Origin of the sequence: Sinosporangium siamense, assembly GCF_016863435.1 — a bacterium.
Lineage (GTDB): Bacteria > Actinomycetota > Actinomycetes > Streptosporangiales > Streptosporangiaceae > Sinosporangium > Sinosporangium siamense.
In genome coordinates this window covers 305,229-321,786 of sequence record NZ_BOOW01000030.1, presented here as the reverse complement: position 1 = coordinate 321,786, position 16,558 = coordinate 305,229, and the positions used below count along the sequence as shown (strand labels likewise).

Genomic DNA, 16,558 nt, shown 5'->3' with positions numbered 1-16,558 from the left:
ATCTCGGGGGGAGGGCCTACCCTTCTGAGGGTGGGCCTCTTCGACGATTTGGTGGGTCAGGAGCGGGCGACCGCCGTGCTGTCGCGTGCCGCCGCCGCGGCGGCCGAGGTGCTGGCCGGGGGCCGCGGGGCGGGCATGACGCACGCGTGGTTGTTCACGGGGCCGCCGGGCTCCGGCCGTGAGGAGGCCGCCCGCGCGTTCGCCGCAGCCCTGCTCTGCTCCGACCGCGGGTGCGGGCACTGCGATCTCTGCCATCAGGTGCTGATCGGCTCGCACCCCGACGTGGAGATCGTCCGTCCCCAGGGCCTCTCCTACGGCATCAAGGACACCCGGCAGCTCATCCTGCGCGCGGCGGGGGCGCCGACGCTCGGCCGCTGGCGGGTCGTGCTGTTCGAGGACGCCGACCGCGCCACGGAGGGCGCCTCCAACGCCCTGCTCAAGGCCATCGAGGAGCCGCCGGCCCGCACCGTGTGGCTGCTCTGCTCCCCCTCCCCGGACGACATGATGATCACCATCAGGTCGCGCTGCCGCATCGTCACCCTGCGCACGCCGCCCACCGGCGCCGTGGCCCACGTGCTGATGACGAGGGACGGTGTGGCACCCGAGATGGCGGAGTTCGCCGCCAGGGCCGCCCAGGGCCACATTGAGCGGGCCCGCAGGCTCGCCCTCGACGAGGACTCGCGCCGCCGCCGGGAGGCCGTGCTGTCCATCCCACGCTCGCTGGTCGGCGTGGGCGAGTGTGTGGCGGCGGCGGAGAAGCTCGTCAAGACGGCCGAGGAGGAGGCCGCCGCGGTCTCCGCCGTGCTCAACGAGGCGGAGACGGCCGAGCTGCGCAAGATCTACGGCGAGGGCTCGTCGGGCAAGGGCCTCAACAAGGGCCTGGTGCGCGGTGGCGCGGGGGCGCTCAAGGAGCTGGAGGACCGCCAGAAGTCCCGGGCGACCCGTCTTAAGCGCGACGTCATCGACAACGCCCTGCTCGACCTTGTGGCGTTCTATCGCGACGTGCTGGCCGTGCAAATGGGGGCCCAGGTCGAGCTGGCCAACGGCGACCTTCATCACGATCTCACCACGCTCGCCAGGGCCTCGCGCCCGGAGGAGACGCTCAAACGCGTCGACGCGATCATGCGGTGCCGGGAGCGGCTCGCGGCCAACGTCAACCCGCAGATGGCCGTGGAAGCCATGACGTTGTCACTTCGCCGGCCGTAGAAAAGCAACCCGGAGCGGTTTTCCGCGTCTCTGGGACATGCAGGCCGACATCGTGGACCTCTCGACGCCCTCCTCGGGCGAGACGGTGAGTGCGCTTTACGCGGCTCATGCGCTTGGGCTGACGCGGATGGCACTGGTCATGCTCGGGGACAGGGAAAGTGCCGAGGACGTGGTGCAGGAGGCGTTCCTCGGCCTTCACCGCCGCTTCGGCGGCCTTCGAGATCCTGACAAGGCGCTCGTCTATCTGCGCAGTGCCGTGCTCAACAATGCCCGCAGCGTGTTGCGGCGCAGAAAACTGCCCTCGTGGTTCGCGGGCACCTACGAGCCGCCGATCTGGTCGGCGGAATCCGCGGCGATGCTCGGTGAGGAGCGGAGGGCCGTCCTTTCGGCCCTCCACCGATTGCCGCGCAGGCAGCGTGAGGTTCTGGTGCTCCGTTTCTATGCCGACCTCTCCGAGGAGGAGGCCGCGCAGACCCTCGGGGTCAGCCGCGGAACCATCAAATCCACCACCCACCGGGCTGTAGCCGCGCTCGGTCGTCTGTTGGGGGATCACCCATGAACGAAAACGAAATCGTCAATCGGTTGCGTGATGCGACCCGGGCCGCGGCCGGATATGTGGACGCGGTCCCCGAACTCAAGCGGGAAACCCGTAAAGCGGGTGCCAGGGCGTGGCTGGTGCCGGTCGCCGCGGCGGCATCGGTCATGTCGGTGCTGGTGGCGGGGGTCGTCGTCGGCGTCAACCTGGTCGAGGGGGACGGCCCCGACGCGGCCATGCCGATCAGCGCGGGCACGGCGACCACCCCGAGATTTCTGGCCGACCTCACTAAGACCACTTTCCGGGTCCGCACCGTCGAGGGGCTGAAGGAGACCGCCACGGTGCCCGTTCCCTCGGGGGCGGAGGCGTTTGAGCGTGTGGCGGGAGCGGGGGACAACCGCACGTTCGTCGTGGTGGCCAGGTCGGGGGAGTGCGCCCAGCTGTTTTTCAAAATCACGCTCGACGAGGCGGGCAAGGTCGCGGGGGTCGACCGGCTTTTCACCGCGCCCGCGGACACGGCGGTCACCAATCTCGCGGTGACCGGCGACGGCGGCAAAGTCGTCTACGGACTTGCTCCCTGCCGCGGGCCCCAGAAGGACACGCGCCTTGTGATGCGGGAGTTCGGCGGAGCGGAGCGCACGTGGCGGGTGAAGAACGGCCCCGTGCTCAATCTCTCCGCCAGCCACGACGGAAAATACATCGCCTATCAAGAGGGGCCCCGGGTTCAGCCGGCGCTGTCCGCGCCGGGCGTGACCGTTCCGCCCGCGGAAGCGGTCCCTGTCCCCTCCACGGTGCCGGAGTCCTCGTCCGGTGTGGCGGAGGGATCGAGCGGGCAAAACGCGGAATCGGTCCCAGTCGTGCCCAAGGAGGGCGCTGAGCCCGCGGACTCTCCCTCGGAGAGCACGGGAGGGACCTCGGTGTCGCCCCCGGAGGGCACGGTGGAAGCGCCGCTGCAGGACAGGCCCGAGCCTCCCTCGATCACCGTCGAGGCCAGCCCGGGGGCACCGCACACGCAGCACGGCATCGTCTACGGCACCCAGAAGGTCTTCGTGCTGGACACCTCCGCCGAGGGCGAGGACACCGGTGCGGCGAAGGCGGTGGACCTGCCCACCTCGCTTGAGCGGCTCGGCAACGGTGTGCACGGTGTGCGCATCACCGGGGACGGGCAACGGCTGATTTACGGCGGGAGCAAGTCGGACGGGCGGGCCGGCGTGCTTGAGTCCCCCGGCGAGGTCCTGGATTACAGCATCGCGGAGCAGCGTGTGCTCCGTGTGCTCCACTCGGCCGACAAGGGCCCTGTCCATGTCGTCGACATCAACGCCGACGGGAGCTGGATGATTGTCCGCCATATAAGGCAGGGATTCGGCGTCGTCAGCCCGGATGGTTACCGCGCGGTCGCGTCGGAGGGAGACAACGCGTGGTAGGTCTTCGCTGCGAATAGTCATCGCCTTGTGAGCGTCGCCCGGTGCACCGCAGTGAATCCGGGGGCGCTCACAACGCCGTTGCCGGCATCGGAGTGACCGAGCCGAGCATGGGGCTTTTTCCTTTCTGAGCCGCAGTCGTCCTATCGGGCGGCGGCCGGGGGATGGGGTGGAGGGGCGCACCCGTGCCGGGACTCTACAGGGGCGATTCCCGGCACGGTCGTGTGCCTCTGCCGATCCTGGCCTTCGGCCGCGTATGGTGACTCAAGGCGGGTAGGGTCCAAAAGCCCCAAGGAGGCGAGCACGAGCCAATGGGCATGATCATGGCTGTGAGCTTCACCCGATATGGACGGCTTTATTACCTTGATCCGGGAGGTCACACGCCTAAGGTCGGGGACAAAGTTTTGGTTCCCACCGATTCCGGACCTGAGGTTGCCGAATGCGTGTGGGCCCCCCAATGGGTGAGTGAGGAGATCGACGGCCTCCCCATTTGCGCAGGCATCGCACAGGACGAACACCTCACCCGAGACGAGAGCAATCGCCGCCGCAGAGCCGAAGCCCGAAGCGTCGCTAAACGCCTCATCAAACGCCACACGTTGCCCATGAAGGTGGTCGGGGTGGACTACCTCGACAAGGACAACGTCTACACCGTCTACTTCTCCGCGCCCCACCGCGTCGACTTCCGCGCCCTCGTCCGCGACCTCGCCCGCAACCTCCGCGCCCGCGTCGAGCTCCGCCAGATCGGCCCCCGCGACGAGGCCCGCCTCCAAGGCGGCATCGGGCCCTGCGGCCGCGACCTGTGCTGCGCCACCTTCCTCAAGGACTTCGAGCCCGTCTCCGTCCGCATGGCCAAAGACCAGGACCTACCGGTCAACCCCCTCCGCATCGCCGGCGCCTGTGGCAGGCTCATGTGCTGCCTCAAATATGAGCATCCCCTATACGTCGAGTTCCGCGCCTCGGCCCCCCGCGTCGGCCTGGCCGTCGACACGCCCGAAGGGGCGGGCACCGTGGTCGGTCACAACGTGCCCTCCGACTCCGTGATCGTGCGGCTCAACGACGGCGGCAGGCGCTGCGCCTGCTCCAAGGCGAGTGTGTGCGGGCCGCGCAAGGCACACGACGCGGCGTACGGCACAGCCAAGGCGGCCTCTCCCACGGGATCGCCTGTCGCGGGCGGCACGGGGGCAGAAGAACAGGCATGACCTTTTTCACCTCAGGCGGGAGTGGGCGGTGGCGTGGGCGGTCGTTGTCGGCCGCGTTCATCGCGGCGGCGCTCGTCCTCACGTCGGCCTCGTGCACGCGGGCACTCGACGCGAAGACCCCGGCCAAGACGGTGGCCACGCCGTACTCCGCGCAGAAACTCAAATGGCGGGACTGCGGCGCCGGCTTCGAGTGCGCCAAGCTTCAGGTGCCGCTCGACTATGCCAAACCGGAGGGTCAACAGCTGCAGATCTCCGTCATCCGGCTGCCCGCCTCCGGCACCGACCGCATCGGGTCGGTCGTCGTCAATCCCGGGGGGCCGGGCGGCTCCGGAGTGCAATATGCCAGGGCCGCGCGGTCCATTCTCAGCGACGAGGTGCGTGAACGTTTCGACGTCGTCGGATTCGACCCGCGTGGGGTGGGGGAGTCGGCACCGGTGCGGTGCCTGTCGGCACGCGAGCTCGACGACTATATGTCACTCGACAACAGCCCCGACGGACCCGAGGAGGTCAGTGAGTTCGAACGGGGATCGCGGCGGTTCGCGGCCGGGTGCGAGAGCGAGTCGGCCCGGCTTCTGCCGTACGTCGGCACCGTCAATGTCGCGCGTGACCTCGATGTCTTGCGGAGCGCTCTGGGGGACAAGGGGCTGACCTATCTCGGCAAGTCGTACGGCACGCTCATCGGGGCCGTCTACGCGGATCTGTTTCCCGCCAGGGTCCGGGCGCTGGTGCTCGACGGCGCGGTCGACCCCTCGTTGTCGTCGATCGAAGTCAACCTCACCCAGGCGAGGGGATTCGAGACGGCTTATCGCGCCTTCCTCGAGGACTGCTTCAAGGCCGCCGACTGCCCGTTTCGCGGGAGGGACGTCGACGGCGCCATGCGTGAGGTCACCGAATTGCTGCGCCGCAGCGACAACAAGCCCCTGCGCAACCGCAGCGGCGACGGACGCCGCATCACCGAATCGTGGGTGATGCTCGGCATCATCACCCCCCTTTACGATCGGCGCTCGTGGCCCACTCTCCGCCAGGCCCTCAACGAGGCCCTCGACGGCGACGGCACGACGCTGCTGCGCATGGCGGACGTGTTGATCGACCGGCGCGGGGACGGCACCTATTCCAATCAGACCGAGTCCAATATGGCGGTCAACTGCGTCGACAGCCCATATCCCACGTCGCTGGCGGACTTCACCAAGGCGGCGAAGGAGGCCGCGAAAGAGGCGCCGAACTTCGGGCGGCAGGTCATGTGGGGGTCGTTGCCGTGCGCCTATTGGCCGGTCCCGGCCGGCAAACGCACCGGCACGCTCACCGCGAAAGGCGCCCCGCCCATTGTGGTCATCGGCACCTACCGCGACCCGGCGACGCCATATGCCTGGGCCAAGGCGCTGAGCCGCCAGCTGACCTCCGGCGTGCTTCTCAGCTATGACGGCGACGGCCACACGGCCTATTTCACCGGCTCGACCTGTGTGGACGACGCCGTCGACCGCTATCTCGTCTCGCTCAAGCCGCCGGCCGAGGGCACGGTGTGCCCGAAGGTCAGTTGACGGTTTCGTATCTCCATTCGAGGGTGCCGTGGCGCGTCGTCGTCGGCACCCACATGTCGAGCGGCTCCCCCTTCTCCAGGGACCGCACCACCGCCTCCAGCAGGGCCGCATAGGAGGGCCGGCCCCCGTCGTCGGTGAAGGCGAGTCCCTCGTCCTCGAAGAACTCCCCGACTCTGCCCTTGCCGTTGAGGACCAGGTGGTCGCCTGCCGGGTCTATGGCGAACGGGATGACACTCCAGTGCCACCAGAACTCCTCGGGAGCCACGGAATCGGGGTCGTCACCGCTCATGATGAGCAGCTCGGCCTCGGCGACCGCCAGGCTGTCGCAGAGCGCACGCCAGCTGGAGTGGATTTCGCTGAGGGACATCGGCGAGTACAACATGCCGAGAAGCGATCCCGCGCCGCGGAGAACACCGTTGTGGCGCATCAGCGACGCCTTCAGATCGTCGGGGAACCTCAGCATCATCGCCTTCTCCACCCGTGCGATCTCGCGCGGCGTCGCCGGTGGCGCGAGATCGGCGTAGGACTGCGGGGCGTTCTCCGCCAGCCACCTCTCCAGCCGCCGCCAGGCCTTCTCAACGCGGCGGGTGGTCGCCACGTCGGGAAGTCTCAGCAGGGGCTCGCGTCTTGGGGCGTCGCAGCTCTGGGTTCCGAAGTGGGGGTTGATCAACGATCCGGAGGCAAGGGCGGGAGACGGCTCGTCCTTCGTTCTCACCGGGCCGTCCGCTATGGGGACGAACAGCAGCGCGAGGACGGCGCTCGGCACACTCAGGACGTGCCGTCGCCATTGCCGTGGTTGTGAGCGTGCGGTTATCGAGCTGTAGGCGGCGACGATCCCCACACGCCCCGCGGTGATGACCAGTCCCGGGACGACGAACCACGACAACCCCGCGGAGGTCCCGGACGCCCCTGCGACTGCCATCGGAAGCCGGGGCGCCACCTCATGCAGCATCCATTCCGCCGCGAACAATCCCACCACAGAGCCCGCCGCCCATAGATGGCCCCTGGGGCTCATGCCCCGCGCGACCCTCCAGGCCAGCAGCATAATGAGCAGCGGCGAAACATAGATCAGAGTGTCGAGGACGGCGTCCACCACTCGGTGGGCCGGTGAAAGACCGCCGGTGTGAATCCAGGGGACCGAGACCGTCGCCACCTGCCAGAGGTTGATGAGCCCGGCGAAGATCCACCAGTGCGCGGCGCGGGAAGAGTGCACCGGGGACTCCTACCGCGAGGTCGCGGGAGAATCTGTTGGCGCAGAGCGGGATGGGTTCATAGGCTCCACAGGTGTCACCCAATCGCGGCATTACAGTTAAGTGCCGGCTCAAGTCGTCGAGACAGCGGTGTTTATTCCGAGGGCATCTTGCCACAGACCGCCGAATGGACAGTTTACGTCCACGCGATGAAATGATCGCAGGGGACAGTTGGTGCTCCATCCGAACTATGTTGTGACCTGGGCCTGTTCATGAGAAAGGAATTCACCTCGGCGGACGGGCGCCCCTGGAAAAAGTTTTCCCACCGTGCGGCATTGGCCGACCTGATCACGCGCGGCTGGACACCGTGCGGCATAGGCGACTGGGCGATAGCCGTACGCTCCCCGGACGGCCTCCTCACCGCCCGGATCTGCCCCTTCGACCCTGCCTACGATGCCTTCCTCACACTCTGCCAGCGGTTGCCCGGCAACCCCTATCTGCCGGACATCGCCTTCACCACCGCCCTCGACGGGGGCGGGTCCATGGTGGTGATGGACTACCTCGCCCCCGTGGAGGAGCAGGTGGTTCGCCGTGCTCCACACGTTCGACGCGGACGGACACCATCAGAAGTCTCTGATCGAGTGCACAGGGACCGACGACCGACACCTCGCGGCCGTCGACGCCGCTCAAGACCGGCTGAAGGGGTGGCTGGACGACCTCGCCGGTCTTGAGTTCGGAGACATCGCCGTCCGGCCCTTCCGGATGGAGCACGAAGGGGTGGTCTTTGGGCATGTCGTCGAGAGTTTCGAGGGTGTGGAGCACGCCGAGTTATATCCCGATCAACTCGGGTTCTATGAGCCGTGGGACGGCAGCTACGACACCTGATTCACCAGGATGTCGTACATCTCGTCGGCCGTGGGCACCTTCGACGTGGCAGGGAAGTCGACGACCCTGATCGACGCCTCGGTGTAGAGGCTGTGGGAGGCGAAGTCCTCCGCCTGGGCGACCGCGATCAGCCGGTCACCCACGCGCCACACGGCATAACGCCAGTCATCGTCTTCGTCGAACATTCCCGCAGCCTCGGGCTCCCCGAGGCGGGCCGCCATGGCCGCCCGGCCCGCCTCGAAGAGGACGTCGAACTGCTGCCGGGTGGCCGAGTGGTCGACGTGCCACTGGGGGGAGGGGAGATGCTGGGGGAAGTCGTCGAGATCCGGGTCGTCCTCGTCGTCGGGCTCGTAGTAGAGACCGAAGCGGGCGGAGAAGCCGCTCACCGCGTCGGCCTTGTCGTGGAAGACGTCGATCTCCCATCCGGCCGAGTGGACAGGAGTGAGTTGCCCGGCATCCGGCAACACGGTGGAGAGGGAGGCGGCGTCCCAGAGAGAACGGGCGAGCGTGCCCATGAGGTCGGCCAGAGGTGTGTTGACGGGGTGCCATGCCAGAGCCATGGTGAAGATGTCCTTTCCACCGTCACGTTGTGCTTATCGGGGCAACCTACTGGGGAAAGACCCGCCACCACATCCGAGTCTGGGCCCCATTTGTCCGACCGAGTTGTCGGACGTGTCGAGTGGGTCATGGTGTGGGGCTGGTTGGCCATATTTGTCATAGTTTGGAGCTGGAGATCATGGTTCCGTCTGGCCAGCCGGGTGATGCCTCTTTTGGGGCAACTCCTGAGTCGGGAAACGGTCCCCACTCCGGATCGGACGTGGATAAGGCTGTAGCTTTCCTGCGGCACAACCTTGGCGACCCCTTCGTCAACTGGGTTCTGGCAGATCCGGCTGACAATCTGTCATCATCAAGCCGAGGTCGCGGGAGTTCTCGCGTCCTTGCTCGCACGGAGCCTCGCCGGTGGAACCGCTTCTGTGGGCTCACCCGTCGAGATCGCGGCCATGAACCTCGTGTTTTATATCCTCGAGGTCGGCACGACCTCGATCAACCATCTCCGCATGTGGTCCACGCAGAAGGAGTTGCCGAGCTGTGACGTCTCCGGTGACGAACTGCTCGACGCGGTCGTTCAACTCGCCGTCGAGAGCTACGGTGAACTCCTGCTGCCCACACTCGAGTATTGGTCGTCGCGAGGATAGTGTGCTCAGGGTTTCGGGCTCTCTTGCGAAGCTGCTGCACCCGGCCGGAGAAGAGCGGGATCAAGCTCGCGATGTTTATCGCGACATTTATCACCTGCGAAGCAATATCGTGCATGCGAATAACTTCAATGACACTCCGCAGCAGATTCAGCAGAAGGGCAGGCTGGCGGTAAATGCGGCGTTGGATGCCATCAAAGTCCTTCTTGTAGATCGACCGGAACTTCTTCCCCTGAAGAGCTCCGAGCGCAGTTTGCGAATCCTGCTTGACGACGGACCGCCGTCGGGCCTGGATGATGGAGCCCTTCCCCGGTGATCTGACCTGAGTGAGATGCGGGACCGATGCATGATCTGGGACGATCTGCGCGCCCGGCTTTTCAGGAAATTTGGTTATGGGGGATAGCGGTGGCATTTGCGGAGACTGGGGGCGCACCGGATGTCGAGCGGCGGGAGAGTCGGGTTGCGCGATATGTGACCGAGGTCTTCGCGCCCGCTCACCTTGTTATCGGGCTCCCGCCTCTTGTGGGGGTGCTCGCCGCCGGGTGGGGTGGTCTGGGGTGGGGGGTTTTGGCCGCTGTGTTGTGTGGTGGGGTTCCGGCGGGGATCATCGCCGTTGGGGTGAAGGCCGGTTGGTTTGGCAATCGGCATGTCACCACGCGGGCGGAACGCCCGAAGCTTGTCGTGGTTCTCGTTGTTCTTGTGGTGGCCGCGCTTGTCCTGCTCAGCGCGCTGGGCGCACCCAGGGTGATGGTGGCCTGTGTGGCCGTCATGCTGGCCACGTTGGCGGTGATCGGTCCGGTCACGCTCGTGTGGAAGATCTCCTTTCACACGGCGGTCGCGGCGGGCAGCGTGGTGACGGTGGCCAACGTGGCGGCCACAGTGCCCGTCCTGCTGGTGGGGGCCGTGCTGGTGGGGCTGATCGGGTGGTCGAGGGTGTCGGTCGGCGACCACACTGCCGCCCAGGTCGTGGCCGGGACCGCAGCCGGTGGGGTGGCGGCGTGGGGCACGTTGGCGGTGCTTCTTTAAGGGGGCTGTGCCGTACGGCGTTCAGGGTGAATCGGGGAAGCAGACCCGGTGCCAGTGTTCGGTGGAGCGGACCAAGTCGTCGCTGACGTGGGAGAGGAAGCGGCCCATGGACTCAAGGCGGACGCCCGCGGGGGTGCCGGGGCCCAGTCTCTGGGCGCCGTGTTCGCACGCGGTGGCGATCTCATAGTTGATGCGGACGCTGGCCATGATGGCCTGGAGCCATATGGTGTCGTCGACGACGTAACGTTCGGCTCGGCGGCGGGGGTCGCGTTCGCGTTTGATGAGCTCTTGGCTCTCCAGATAGCCGACCGCCTTGGATATCGAGGCGGGGCTGACGCGGAGGCGTCGCACGAGGTCGGCCGAGGTGAGGCTGCCGCTGTCAGTGGTGAACAGCGCGGCCATCACCTTGGCCATCATCAGGGGGAGCCCCGCTCGGACCATTAGCTCAGCGCTCTGGGCGGCCACCTCGTCCACGACGCGCGGGTCGCGGCCGTCTAGGTCGCCGCTCCCCGGCCGTGTCGCCGGGGTGGTGCCGTGCCGGCGCACGGGGCGTTTGCCTGCCAGATGAGCCCGGTCGGCGTGGTAGCCGCCCGGGCCGCCGTTGCGCATCACCTCGCGGGTGACGGTCGAGGTCGGCCGCCCAAGACGGCGGGCTATGGCGGCGTAGGTCAGCCCGTCACGCAGTCCGGCGGCGATCTGCCGACGGTCCTGCTGGGTCAGCCTTTGTCCAGACATCGGCTTCCTTAGCTGTGGTGCGTCGGCAACAGCTTAACGCAACGCCGCTATTGCGTTAGCAAGCAAGGTCGACGCAATGATTTCCAGCCTGTGAGCTGCGTATTTGCCAGTTGCGTCACGAAAGTGTGATTGACCGTTCGGTGTATGCAACGTAATTTTTGATGTGCCGTAAATGTTCTCGAGACAAGGGTGAACGAGATGACCTACTCCGCCGTCCAGCAGCTACTCGACCGTGTGGTGGATGAGTACGGCGTGCCCGGTGTCGTCGCCGAGATCCGCCGCGGGGACGAGACATGGTTCGGTACGTCCGGGGTGGCCGACATCACGACGGGAGACGAACGCCGGCGTGGTGAGCACGTGCACACCGGAAGCGCCGGCAAGGCCTTCACCGCCGCCGCGATATTGCGGTTGGAGGCCGAGGGCAGACTGAGCATCGACGACACCGTAGACAAATGGCTGCCAGGTGTTCTGGACGTCAACGGCTATGACGGAAGCAAGATCACTATCCGGCACCTGCTAAGCAACAGCAGCGGCCTGTTCGTCACCGGCCTCGCCCCGGAGATCTACTATCGCTACGCCACCCGCTCCGGCTTCGCCAAACACCGCTTCGACATCTCGACCAAGGAAGAGCTGCTGACGCTCGCCGTGTCCCAGCCGCCGATCTTCGAACCCGGCACGGCCTTCGCCTACTCCAACGGCGGCTTCTACATCGCCGCCGCGATCCTTGAGGAGGTCACCGGCAACAGCTACGCCGACGAGGTCGACCGTACGGTGATCCAGCCGCTTGGCCTGACTCACACTCACGTGCGCCGCCCGGACGAGATCGACTATCCCCAGCCGCACCCGCGTTCCTACTCCAAGCTGTTCTACAAGGAGGGCTTCGACCCGGCGCAGATCACTGCGGAGAACTGGCAGTCGGCTATGGAGGACCCCGGTCTTGAGCCCCTGGACGTCACGGAGTTCAACACCTCGGGTGGCTGGGCCGCCGGCAACATCGTCTCCACGACCGGCGACATGATCCGTTTTGTCGGTGCCTTGGCGAGTGGTGCCCTGCTGCCCCCGGAGCAGCATCGCAAGATGTGGACGACGATCTCCACGGAGGGGGGCCACTGGATGCCTCACACGCGCTACGGCCTCGGTGTGTTCGAGTTCGACCACGAGGTGGCCGGCGGGATCACCTTGCGTGGCGTGGGGGGCAGCCTGTGGGGCTCCTACATCTCCGTGGTCGGCACAGCCGACGGTGAGCACACCTTTGCTCTTCACACCAATATGGAGTGGAAGAGCTGGGACATCATGTTCGACGGCATCAAGGCGGTGTTCGGCGAGGGGGGCTGAGCCCCGCCTTCTTCCGAAAATCAATCTGTGAGCCCACGGCAAGTGCTCACCGCGCGGGGGCAGGCACAGGCCTTGTCGTGTTCACCTGCCCGGCGATGTGGGCGAAAGCCACGAACAGGAACACCGCGCCGACCGGGATGAGGTCCTTGTCGACGAACGGCAGCGCCATGTTGACCAGGACAAGCGCCGGCACCCAGCCCTTCACCCTTCGCATCGTGGCAAGCCGTACAACGACGGCGAGTTGCCCGAGGTAGAAGAGGAACGGCCCCACGTCATAGACGGCGAAGGAGACCCCCGGGACCGATTGGATCCGGGTGAACAACACCCCCATGGCCGCGTGGTCCACCGACATGAACCCGACGACGATGTCGATGACGAACTGCAGGCAGATCGCCACGATCCCGGTGATCCCCGTAACGGCGAGCACTGTGGTCACCTTGTCCCGCCCGGCCAGCTGCCACATGTGCTTAAAGGTCACGGCGAACATGACCAAGGCCACCAGGAAGGCCAGATGGCCGACCGTCCACGCCAGACCGGGTCCCCGGCTGCCGTCGAACCCGTCGACAATCCGGATCACTCCGTACGCCAGGGTGAACAGTGGGGCCGCGATAAAGGCGACACGATGGTTCATTGCGGGGACGCTCCTCACTCGCGTTGGCCGTACGTCCCCAATGGTGGTTTTCTCCGGCTCAGAGGTAATCGCCGGTGAGAGCGATATCCGGCCTCCCTCTCGCGAGCGAGTCCAAGCCCGCATTATGTGGTGTTCGGGCTGGGATGCCGACTGCCGATGCGATGTCCCGTGTCAGCGGGCTCTGCCCCGGCGCCAGATCGTCGAGCCGGGGCGGCGGCGTTCCAGGCGGAGGGCCACCATGGTGGAGCGGCAGATTCCCTCCTTGATCCAGGCGGCGGTTCTGCCGGTGAGGACGAGGTCGCGGGGGGAGTCGTCGGGGTGGACGAACTGCACTAGCCCGTTGTTGCGCCCCAGGCTGACGCATTGGAGGAGATAGGCATATCTGAAGGGCTTCGCCGTACGGGTGGCGGTCCGGGCGTTGATGGCGTCGGCGGCGTGGGCGGCGGTGGGAATGCCCACGGCGCATGACATGCGTGATTCGTCGCCGTTGGGGAGTTGTGCGGCTGCCGCGTCGCCCACGATGTAGACATCGGGGTGCGAAATCGAGCGCATGGTTTCGTCTACCTTCGCACGGCCGCGGCCGTCGACGGCGAGGCCGGATTCCGCCGCCAGGGTGGGCACGGCGAAGGGGCCCGCCCAGGCGATGACGTCGGCCTCGATGTCGCCCCGGTCGGTGATGAGTGTGCCGGGTTTGACGGCGGTGATGTGGGTGTCGGGGTGGATGGTGACACCGAGGCTGGTGAGCGCCTTTCTGACATGAGCGCGGCCTTTGGGGGAGAGGCCGGCGCACAGTTCGCCGGTGACGAGACTGATGCGCCAGGCGGGATATGCCTCGGCGAGTTCGGTGGTGAGCTCCACGCCGGTCAGGCCGCCGCCCACCACCGCGAGGGTGCCGCCGCCGGGGGTGGTCAGGCGGGTCCTGAGGGCTGCGGCCTGCTCCACGGTATAGGCGTGATCGGCGGTGCCGGGGACGCTGAGGTCGGTGCGGCTGCCCAAGGCGTAGACGAGGGTGTCGTAGGAGAATTGTCGCCCGTCGGTGGTGTGGACCAGTTTCGCCGCTGGGTCCAGGGCGCCGACACGAGCCTGCACGACGGTGATGCCGGTTCCTCGGGTGAGCTCCGTCAGGGGCACGGTCACGCTGGGGCGGCCCGCCACATATTCGTGCAGCCGGATGCGCTGGGTGAACTCCTTCTCCGCGTTGATCAGGGTGATCCGGTGCCGCCGGTCCAGTCGGAGTGCCGCCGTCAGCCCCGCGTATCCCGCGCCGATGACCACGATGTGCTGCTGTTTCATCTCCATGCAGGAGAGACTGGGGAACGGTGGGAAATGTGAGAGTGAGTCAGCTCACACAGCCAGATGGCGGAGTTTTTCGGGATTGCGCACCAAACCGATCTCGATGATCCGCCCGTCCGCGACCACCAACGACAACACGCTGTCCACACCTCCGCCCTTGTTCCACAACACGAAGCCCGGAGCACCGTTGATCTCGCGCATCTCGGTGTCGAACTCCGCGGACCACCGCTGGATCGCCTTGCTGATGAGCCGGGCCACGGTCTCGGCCCCCACGACCGGCACTCGCGCCGCGACGACCAGCCCGCCGCCGTCGGACCGCCACACCACCTTGGGATCGAGCACGGCCACGAGCCCGGGCAGGTCACCCGTGGTCGCCGCGACCGCGAACGCCTCCACCGCTCTGAGGTGTTCGGCGCGGTCGACCGTGCCCTGCGGGGCGTATTCCCGCACCCGCCGCCGCGCCCGCGAGGCGAGCTGCCGCACCGCGTCGGGCGTGCGGCCCACAATGTCGGCGATCTCGTCGTACGGCACAGCGAAGACGTCGTGGAGCACCAGCGATGTGCGTTCGGCCGGGGTGAGCCGCTCCATGACCGCGAGCAGGGCGAGGCCGACGGATTCGTCAAGTGCGACCTGTTCGTCCGGCCCGAGCTGATCCACCACGGGTTCCGGCAGCCATTCCCCGACATAGGCCTCACGTTTGGCTTTGGCGGAGGTCAGCAGGTCGTAGCAGATCCTGCTCACCACCGTCGTCAGGTAGGCGCGCGGATCCTCGACCCCGGCGTGGTCGACCTGCCGCCATCGCAACCATGTCTCCTGCACGGCGTCGTCGGCATCGGTGACCGTGCCGACGATCCGGTAGGCGACACCCCACAGATGGGGGCGATGGTCTTGAAAGTCGTCCACAGTTTTTTGACTCTACGCGTCTATGTGGTCCCCTCTATAGATGCGTCCCCTGGAACCCGCAACCCTGGTGGTCATCGCCGTGGGAGGCGTGATAGGCGCGCTCGCCCGTCACGCCGCGACCATCGCCCTTCCTCAGCTCTGGTCGACCTTCGTGGTGAACGTCACCGGTTGCCTGCTGATCGGCGCCCTCATGGCGGTCGTGGCGGGTGTGCCCCGGGCGCCGCGATTGCTCCGGCCCTTCCTGGGGGTCGGCGTGCTTGGTGGGTTCACCACCTTCTCCGCCTACATCGTGGACATCCAGCAGACCTTGGGGGAAGGACGCCCCTTCGTCGCCTTCGCCTATCTTGCGATCACCTTGGTCTCGGCCCTCGCCGCCGTCTACGCTGGAGGCGCCGTCACGACCGCGGTCCTCGGACTTGTGCCCCCACCGGCTGCCGAGGCGGAGGAAACCCCGTGACACTCCTGCTGATCGCCCTCGGGGCCGCCGTCGGCGCTCCCCTGCGTTATCTCATCGACCGCGCCATCGCCTCGCCGCACCCGTGGGGCACGTTCACGGCCAACATGGCGGGCTCCGCCGTACTCGGATTTCTCGCCGCCTTTCCCGCCTCACCGGGGGTGATGGCATTGGCCGGCAGCGGATTCTGCGGCGCCCTCACCACCTATTCGACCTTCGGCTTCGAAACGTTGCGCCTAGTCGAGAACGGCATGACCCGCGCCGCCCTCCTCAATGCCTGCGGCAGTGTCGCCGCGGGGCTCGTCGCGGCGTACGGCGGAGCCTTGGCGGCCTACGGCGTCGCCAGATAGCCGCCGGGTAAAAGGAGGTCCCATGTCATCATGGCGCTGTCCACGATGCGCTGCCCAGTCTCGCGGGAAACACCGTCCCGGGCCTGGATCGACAACCCCTGAAGCACGGTCAGATAGTAGAAGGCGATCGCCTGGAGATCCGCTCCCCGCGGCACATCGCCGTCCTCGACGCCGCGTTCGAGTCTCGCGACGATTTTCGCCTGGTCGTCTTCCCTGCACGTGGTGAGATAGCGGCCGATCTCCTCGTTGGCGGCGGTCAGATTGATGCCCGCCAGCACCACGAGACAGCCTCGGGGCGTGGCCGGGTCGACATAGTTGTCGACGTTGTCGCGGAGCATCCTCTCGACGGCCTTCTTCGCCGTCGGCGCCTCGCGCAGGGCACGATCCATGGGTGACTCCCCGGCGTTGTAGAGCTCCACGGCCTCGCGGAACAGCTCCTCCTTCGACCCGAACGCCGCGTAGAGGCTGGTCGGTGTGATCCCCATGGCATGTGTGAGCTGATTGAGCGACGTGCCTTCATAACCGTGCTCCCAGAAGAGCTGCATCGCGGTCCGCAGCGCCGCCGCCCGGTCGAACTTTCGCGGACGACCCCGAGTTGCCATGTGCCTCACTCGATCCTTTTGACATCCCCTCAGAGACGATGCTACCAATTAAGTAGCGATCA

Annotated in this window: 19 protein-coding genes; 12 read left to right on the top strand and 7 right to left on the bottom strand. The window is 66.8% G+C overall.

Translation table 11 applies throughout. The annotated features are described in order from the left end of the window. Nucleotides 1–30: 30 nt before the first annotated feature. The 5 genes from Ssi02_RS24215 to Ssi02_RS24195 all read left to right on the top strand — a co-directional run bounded on the left by Ssi02_RS24215 (nucleotide 31) and on the right by Ssi02_RS24195 (nucleotide 5,899). Entirely contained in the window at nucleotides 31–1,206 is a 1,176-nt protein-coding gene (locus Ssi02_RS24215) for a DNA polymerase III subunit delta' (protein ID WP_204029515.1), read from the top strand. Between the two features lie 37 nt (nucleotides 1,207–1,243). Next, the gene (locus Ssi02_RS24210; protein WP_204029513.1) at nucleotides 1,244–1,765 is read left to right on the top strand and encodes a SigE family RNA polymerase sigma factor; all 522 of its coding nucleotides are present in this window, start codon (nucleotides 1,244–1,246) and stop codon (nucleotides 1,763–1,765) included. Next, a complete protein-coding gene (locus Ssi02_RS24205) occupies nucleotides 1,762–3,165 on the top strand; it encodes a hypothetical protein (protein WP_204029511.1) in 1,404 nt (467 codons plus the stop codon). Before Ssi02_RS24210 ends, Ssi02_RS24205 begins: the two co-directional genes overlap by 4 nt. Nucleotides 3,166–3,479: 314 nt before the next feature. After that, nucleotides 3,480–4,361 carry a PSP1 domain-containing protein gene (locus Ssi02_RS24200; RefSeq protein ID WP_204029509.1) on the top strand — a complete coding sequence of 294 codons (882 nt, stop codon included), beginning with the start codon at nucleotides 3,480–3,482 and terminating at the stop codon, nucleotides 4,359–4,361. Beyond that, entirely contained in the window at nucleotides 4,358–5,899 is a 1,542-nt protein-coding gene (locus tag Ssi02_RS24195; RefSeq protein ID WP_204029507.1) for an alpha/beta hydrolase, read from the top strand. The genes Ssi02_RS24200 and Ssi02_RS24195 overlap by 4 nt, the downstream gene beginning before the upstream one ends. Here the strand turns inward: Ssi02_RS24195 and Ssi02_RS24190 are convergent. After that, nucleotides 5,892–7,112 carry an SMI1/KNR4 family protein gene (locus Ssi02_RS24190; protein ID WP_204029505.1) on the bottom strand — a complete coding sequence of 407 codons (1,221 nt, stop codon included), beginning with the start codon at nucleotides 7,110–7,112 and terminating at the stop codon, nucleotides 5,892–5,894. The genes Ssi02_RS24195 and Ssi02_RS24190 overlap by 8 nt on opposite strands. A gap of 568 nt (nucleotides 7,113–7,680) precedes the next feature. On the opposite strand from Ssi02_RS24190, the gene Ssi02_RS24185 reads away from it, so the two are divergent. Beyond that, nucleotides 7,681–7,974 (top strand): hypothetical protein, encoded by a 294-nt coding sequence (locus tag Ssi02_RS24185; RefSeq protein ID WP_204029503.1) that lies wholly within the window; start codon nucleotides 7,681–7,683, stop codon nucleotides 7,972–7,974. Here the strand turns inward: Ssi02_RS24185 and Ssi02_RS24180 are convergent. Beyond that, nucleotides 7,962–8,534 (bottom strand): hypothetical protein, encoded by a 573-nt coding sequence (locus tag Ssi02_RS24180; protein WP_204029501.1) that lies wholly within the window; start codon nucleotides 8,532–8,534, stop codon nucleotides 7,962–7,964. The two genes, Ssi02_RS24185 and Ssi02_RS24180, sit on opposite strands and share 13 nt — an antisense overlap. 441 nt (nucleotides 8,535–8,975) lie before the next feature. Here Ssi02_RS24180 and Ssi02_RS24175 point away from each other — a divergent pair, with 441 nt between their 5' ends. The 3 genes from Ssi02_RS24175 to Ssi02_RS38855 all read left to right on the top strand — a co-directional run bounded on the left by Ssi02_RS24175 (nucleotide 8,976) and on the right by Ssi02_RS38855 (nucleotide 10,193). Further along, nucleotides 8,976–9,170 (top strand): hypothetical protein, encoded by a 195-nt coding sequence (locus Ssi02_RS24175; RefSeq protein ID WP_204029499.1) that lies wholly within the window; start codon nucleotides 8,976–8,978, stop codon nucleotides 9,168–9,170. A 1-nt stretch (nucleotide 9,171) separates the two neighbouring features. After that, nucleotides 9,172–9,483: a hypothetical protein gene (locus Ssi02_RS24170; RefSeq protein ID WP_204029497.1), complete on the top strand. Its 312-nt coding sequence runs from the start codon at nucleotides 9,172–9,174 to the stop codon at nucleotides 9,481–9,483. Nucleotides 9,484–9,848: 365 nt separating this feature from the next. Continuing rightward, nucleotides 9,849–10,193 carry a hypothetical protein gene (locus tag Ssi02_RS38855; protein ID WP_239129499.1) on the top strand — a complete coding sequence of 115 codons (345 nt, stop codon included), beginning with the start codon at nucleotides 9,849–9,851 and terminating at the stop codon, nucleotides 10,191–10,193. A 21-nt stretch (nucleotides 10,194–10,214) separates the two neighbouring features. Here the strand turns inward: Ssi02_RS38855 and Ssi02_RS24160 are convergent, their stop codons facing one another. Continuing rightward, nucleotides 10,215–10,928, bottom strand: a complete 714-nt coding sequence (locus Ssi02_RS24160; protein ID WP_204029494.1) for a GbsR/MarR family transcriptional regulator — start codon at nucleotides 10,926–10,928, stop codon at nucleotides 10,215–10,217. A gap of 198 nt (nucleotides 10,929–11,126) precedes the next feature. Between Ssi02_RS24160 and Ssi02_RS24155 the strand changes: the two genes are divergently transcribed. After that, a complete protein-coding gene (locus Ssi02_RS24155; protein WP_204029492.1) occupies nucleotides 11,127–12,263 on the top strand; it encodes a serine hydrolase domain-containing protein in 1,137 nt (378 codons plus the stop codon). A gap of 46 nt (nucleotides 12,264–12,309) precedes the next feature. Here the strand turns inward: Ssi02_RS24155 and Ssi02_RS24150 are convergent, their stop codons facing one another. The 3 genes from Ssi02_RS24150 to sigJ all read right to left on the bottom strand — a co-directional run bounded on the left by Ssi02_RS24150 (nucleotide 12,310) and on the right by sigJ (nucleotide 15,090). Beyond that, nucleotides 12,310–12,894: a hypothetical protein gene (locus Ssi02_RS24150; RefSeq protein WP_204029490.1), complete on the bottom strand. Its 585-nt coding sequence runs from the start codon at nucleotides 12,892–12,894 to the stop codon at nucleotides 12,310–12,312. Nucleotides 12,895–13,065: 171 nt separating this feature from the next. Next, nucleotides 13,066–14,187: an NAD(P)/FAD-dependent oxidoreductase gene (locus tag Ssi02_RS24145; protein ID WP_239129498.1), complete on the bottom strand. Its 1,122-nt coding sequence runs from the start codon at nucleotides 14,185–14,187 to the stop codon at nucleotides 13,066–13,068. Nucleotides 14,188–14,238: 51 nt separating this feature from the next. After that, on the bottom strand, nucleotides 14,239–15,090 hold the full coding sequence (sigJ, locus tag Ssi02_RS24140; protein ID WP_204029488.1) for an RNA polymerase sigma factor SigJ: 852 nt from the start codon (nucleotides 15,088–15,090) through the stop codon (nucleotides 14,239–14,241). Between the two features lie 40 nt (nucleotides 15,091–15,130). On the opposite strand from sigJ, the gene Ssi02_RS24135 reads away from it, so the two are divergent. Both Ssi02_RS24135 and Ssi02_RS24130 read left to right on the top strand, forming a co-directional pair. Further along, entirely contained in the window at nucleotides 15,131–15,547 is a 417-nt protein-coding gene (locus Ssi02_RS24135) for a fluoride efflux transporter FluC (protein WP_204029486.1), read from the top strand. Next, nucleotides 15,544–15,894 carry a fluoride efflux transporter FluC gene (locus Ssi02_RS24130; protein WP_204029484.1) on the top strand — a complete coding sequence of 117 codons (351 nt, stop codon included), beginning with the start codon at nucleotides 15,544–15,546 and terminating at the stop codon, nucleotides 15,892–15,894. The genes Ssi02_RS24135 and Ssi02_RS24130 overlap by 4 nt, the downstream gene beginning before the upstream one ends. On the opposite strand, the gene Ssi02_RS24125 is transcribed toward Ssi02_RS24130, so the two are convergent. Next, on the bottom strand, nucleotides 15,876–16,496 hold the full coding sequence (locus tag Ssi02_RS24125) for a TetR/AcrR family transcriptional regulator (RefSeq protein ID WP_204029482.1): 621 nt from the start codon (nucleotides 16,494–16,496) through the stop codon (nucleotides 15,876–15,878). The genes Ssi02_RS24130 and Ssi02_RS24125 overlap by 19 nt on opposite strands. Between the last annotated feature and the right edge of the window lie 62 nt (nucleotides 16,497–16,558).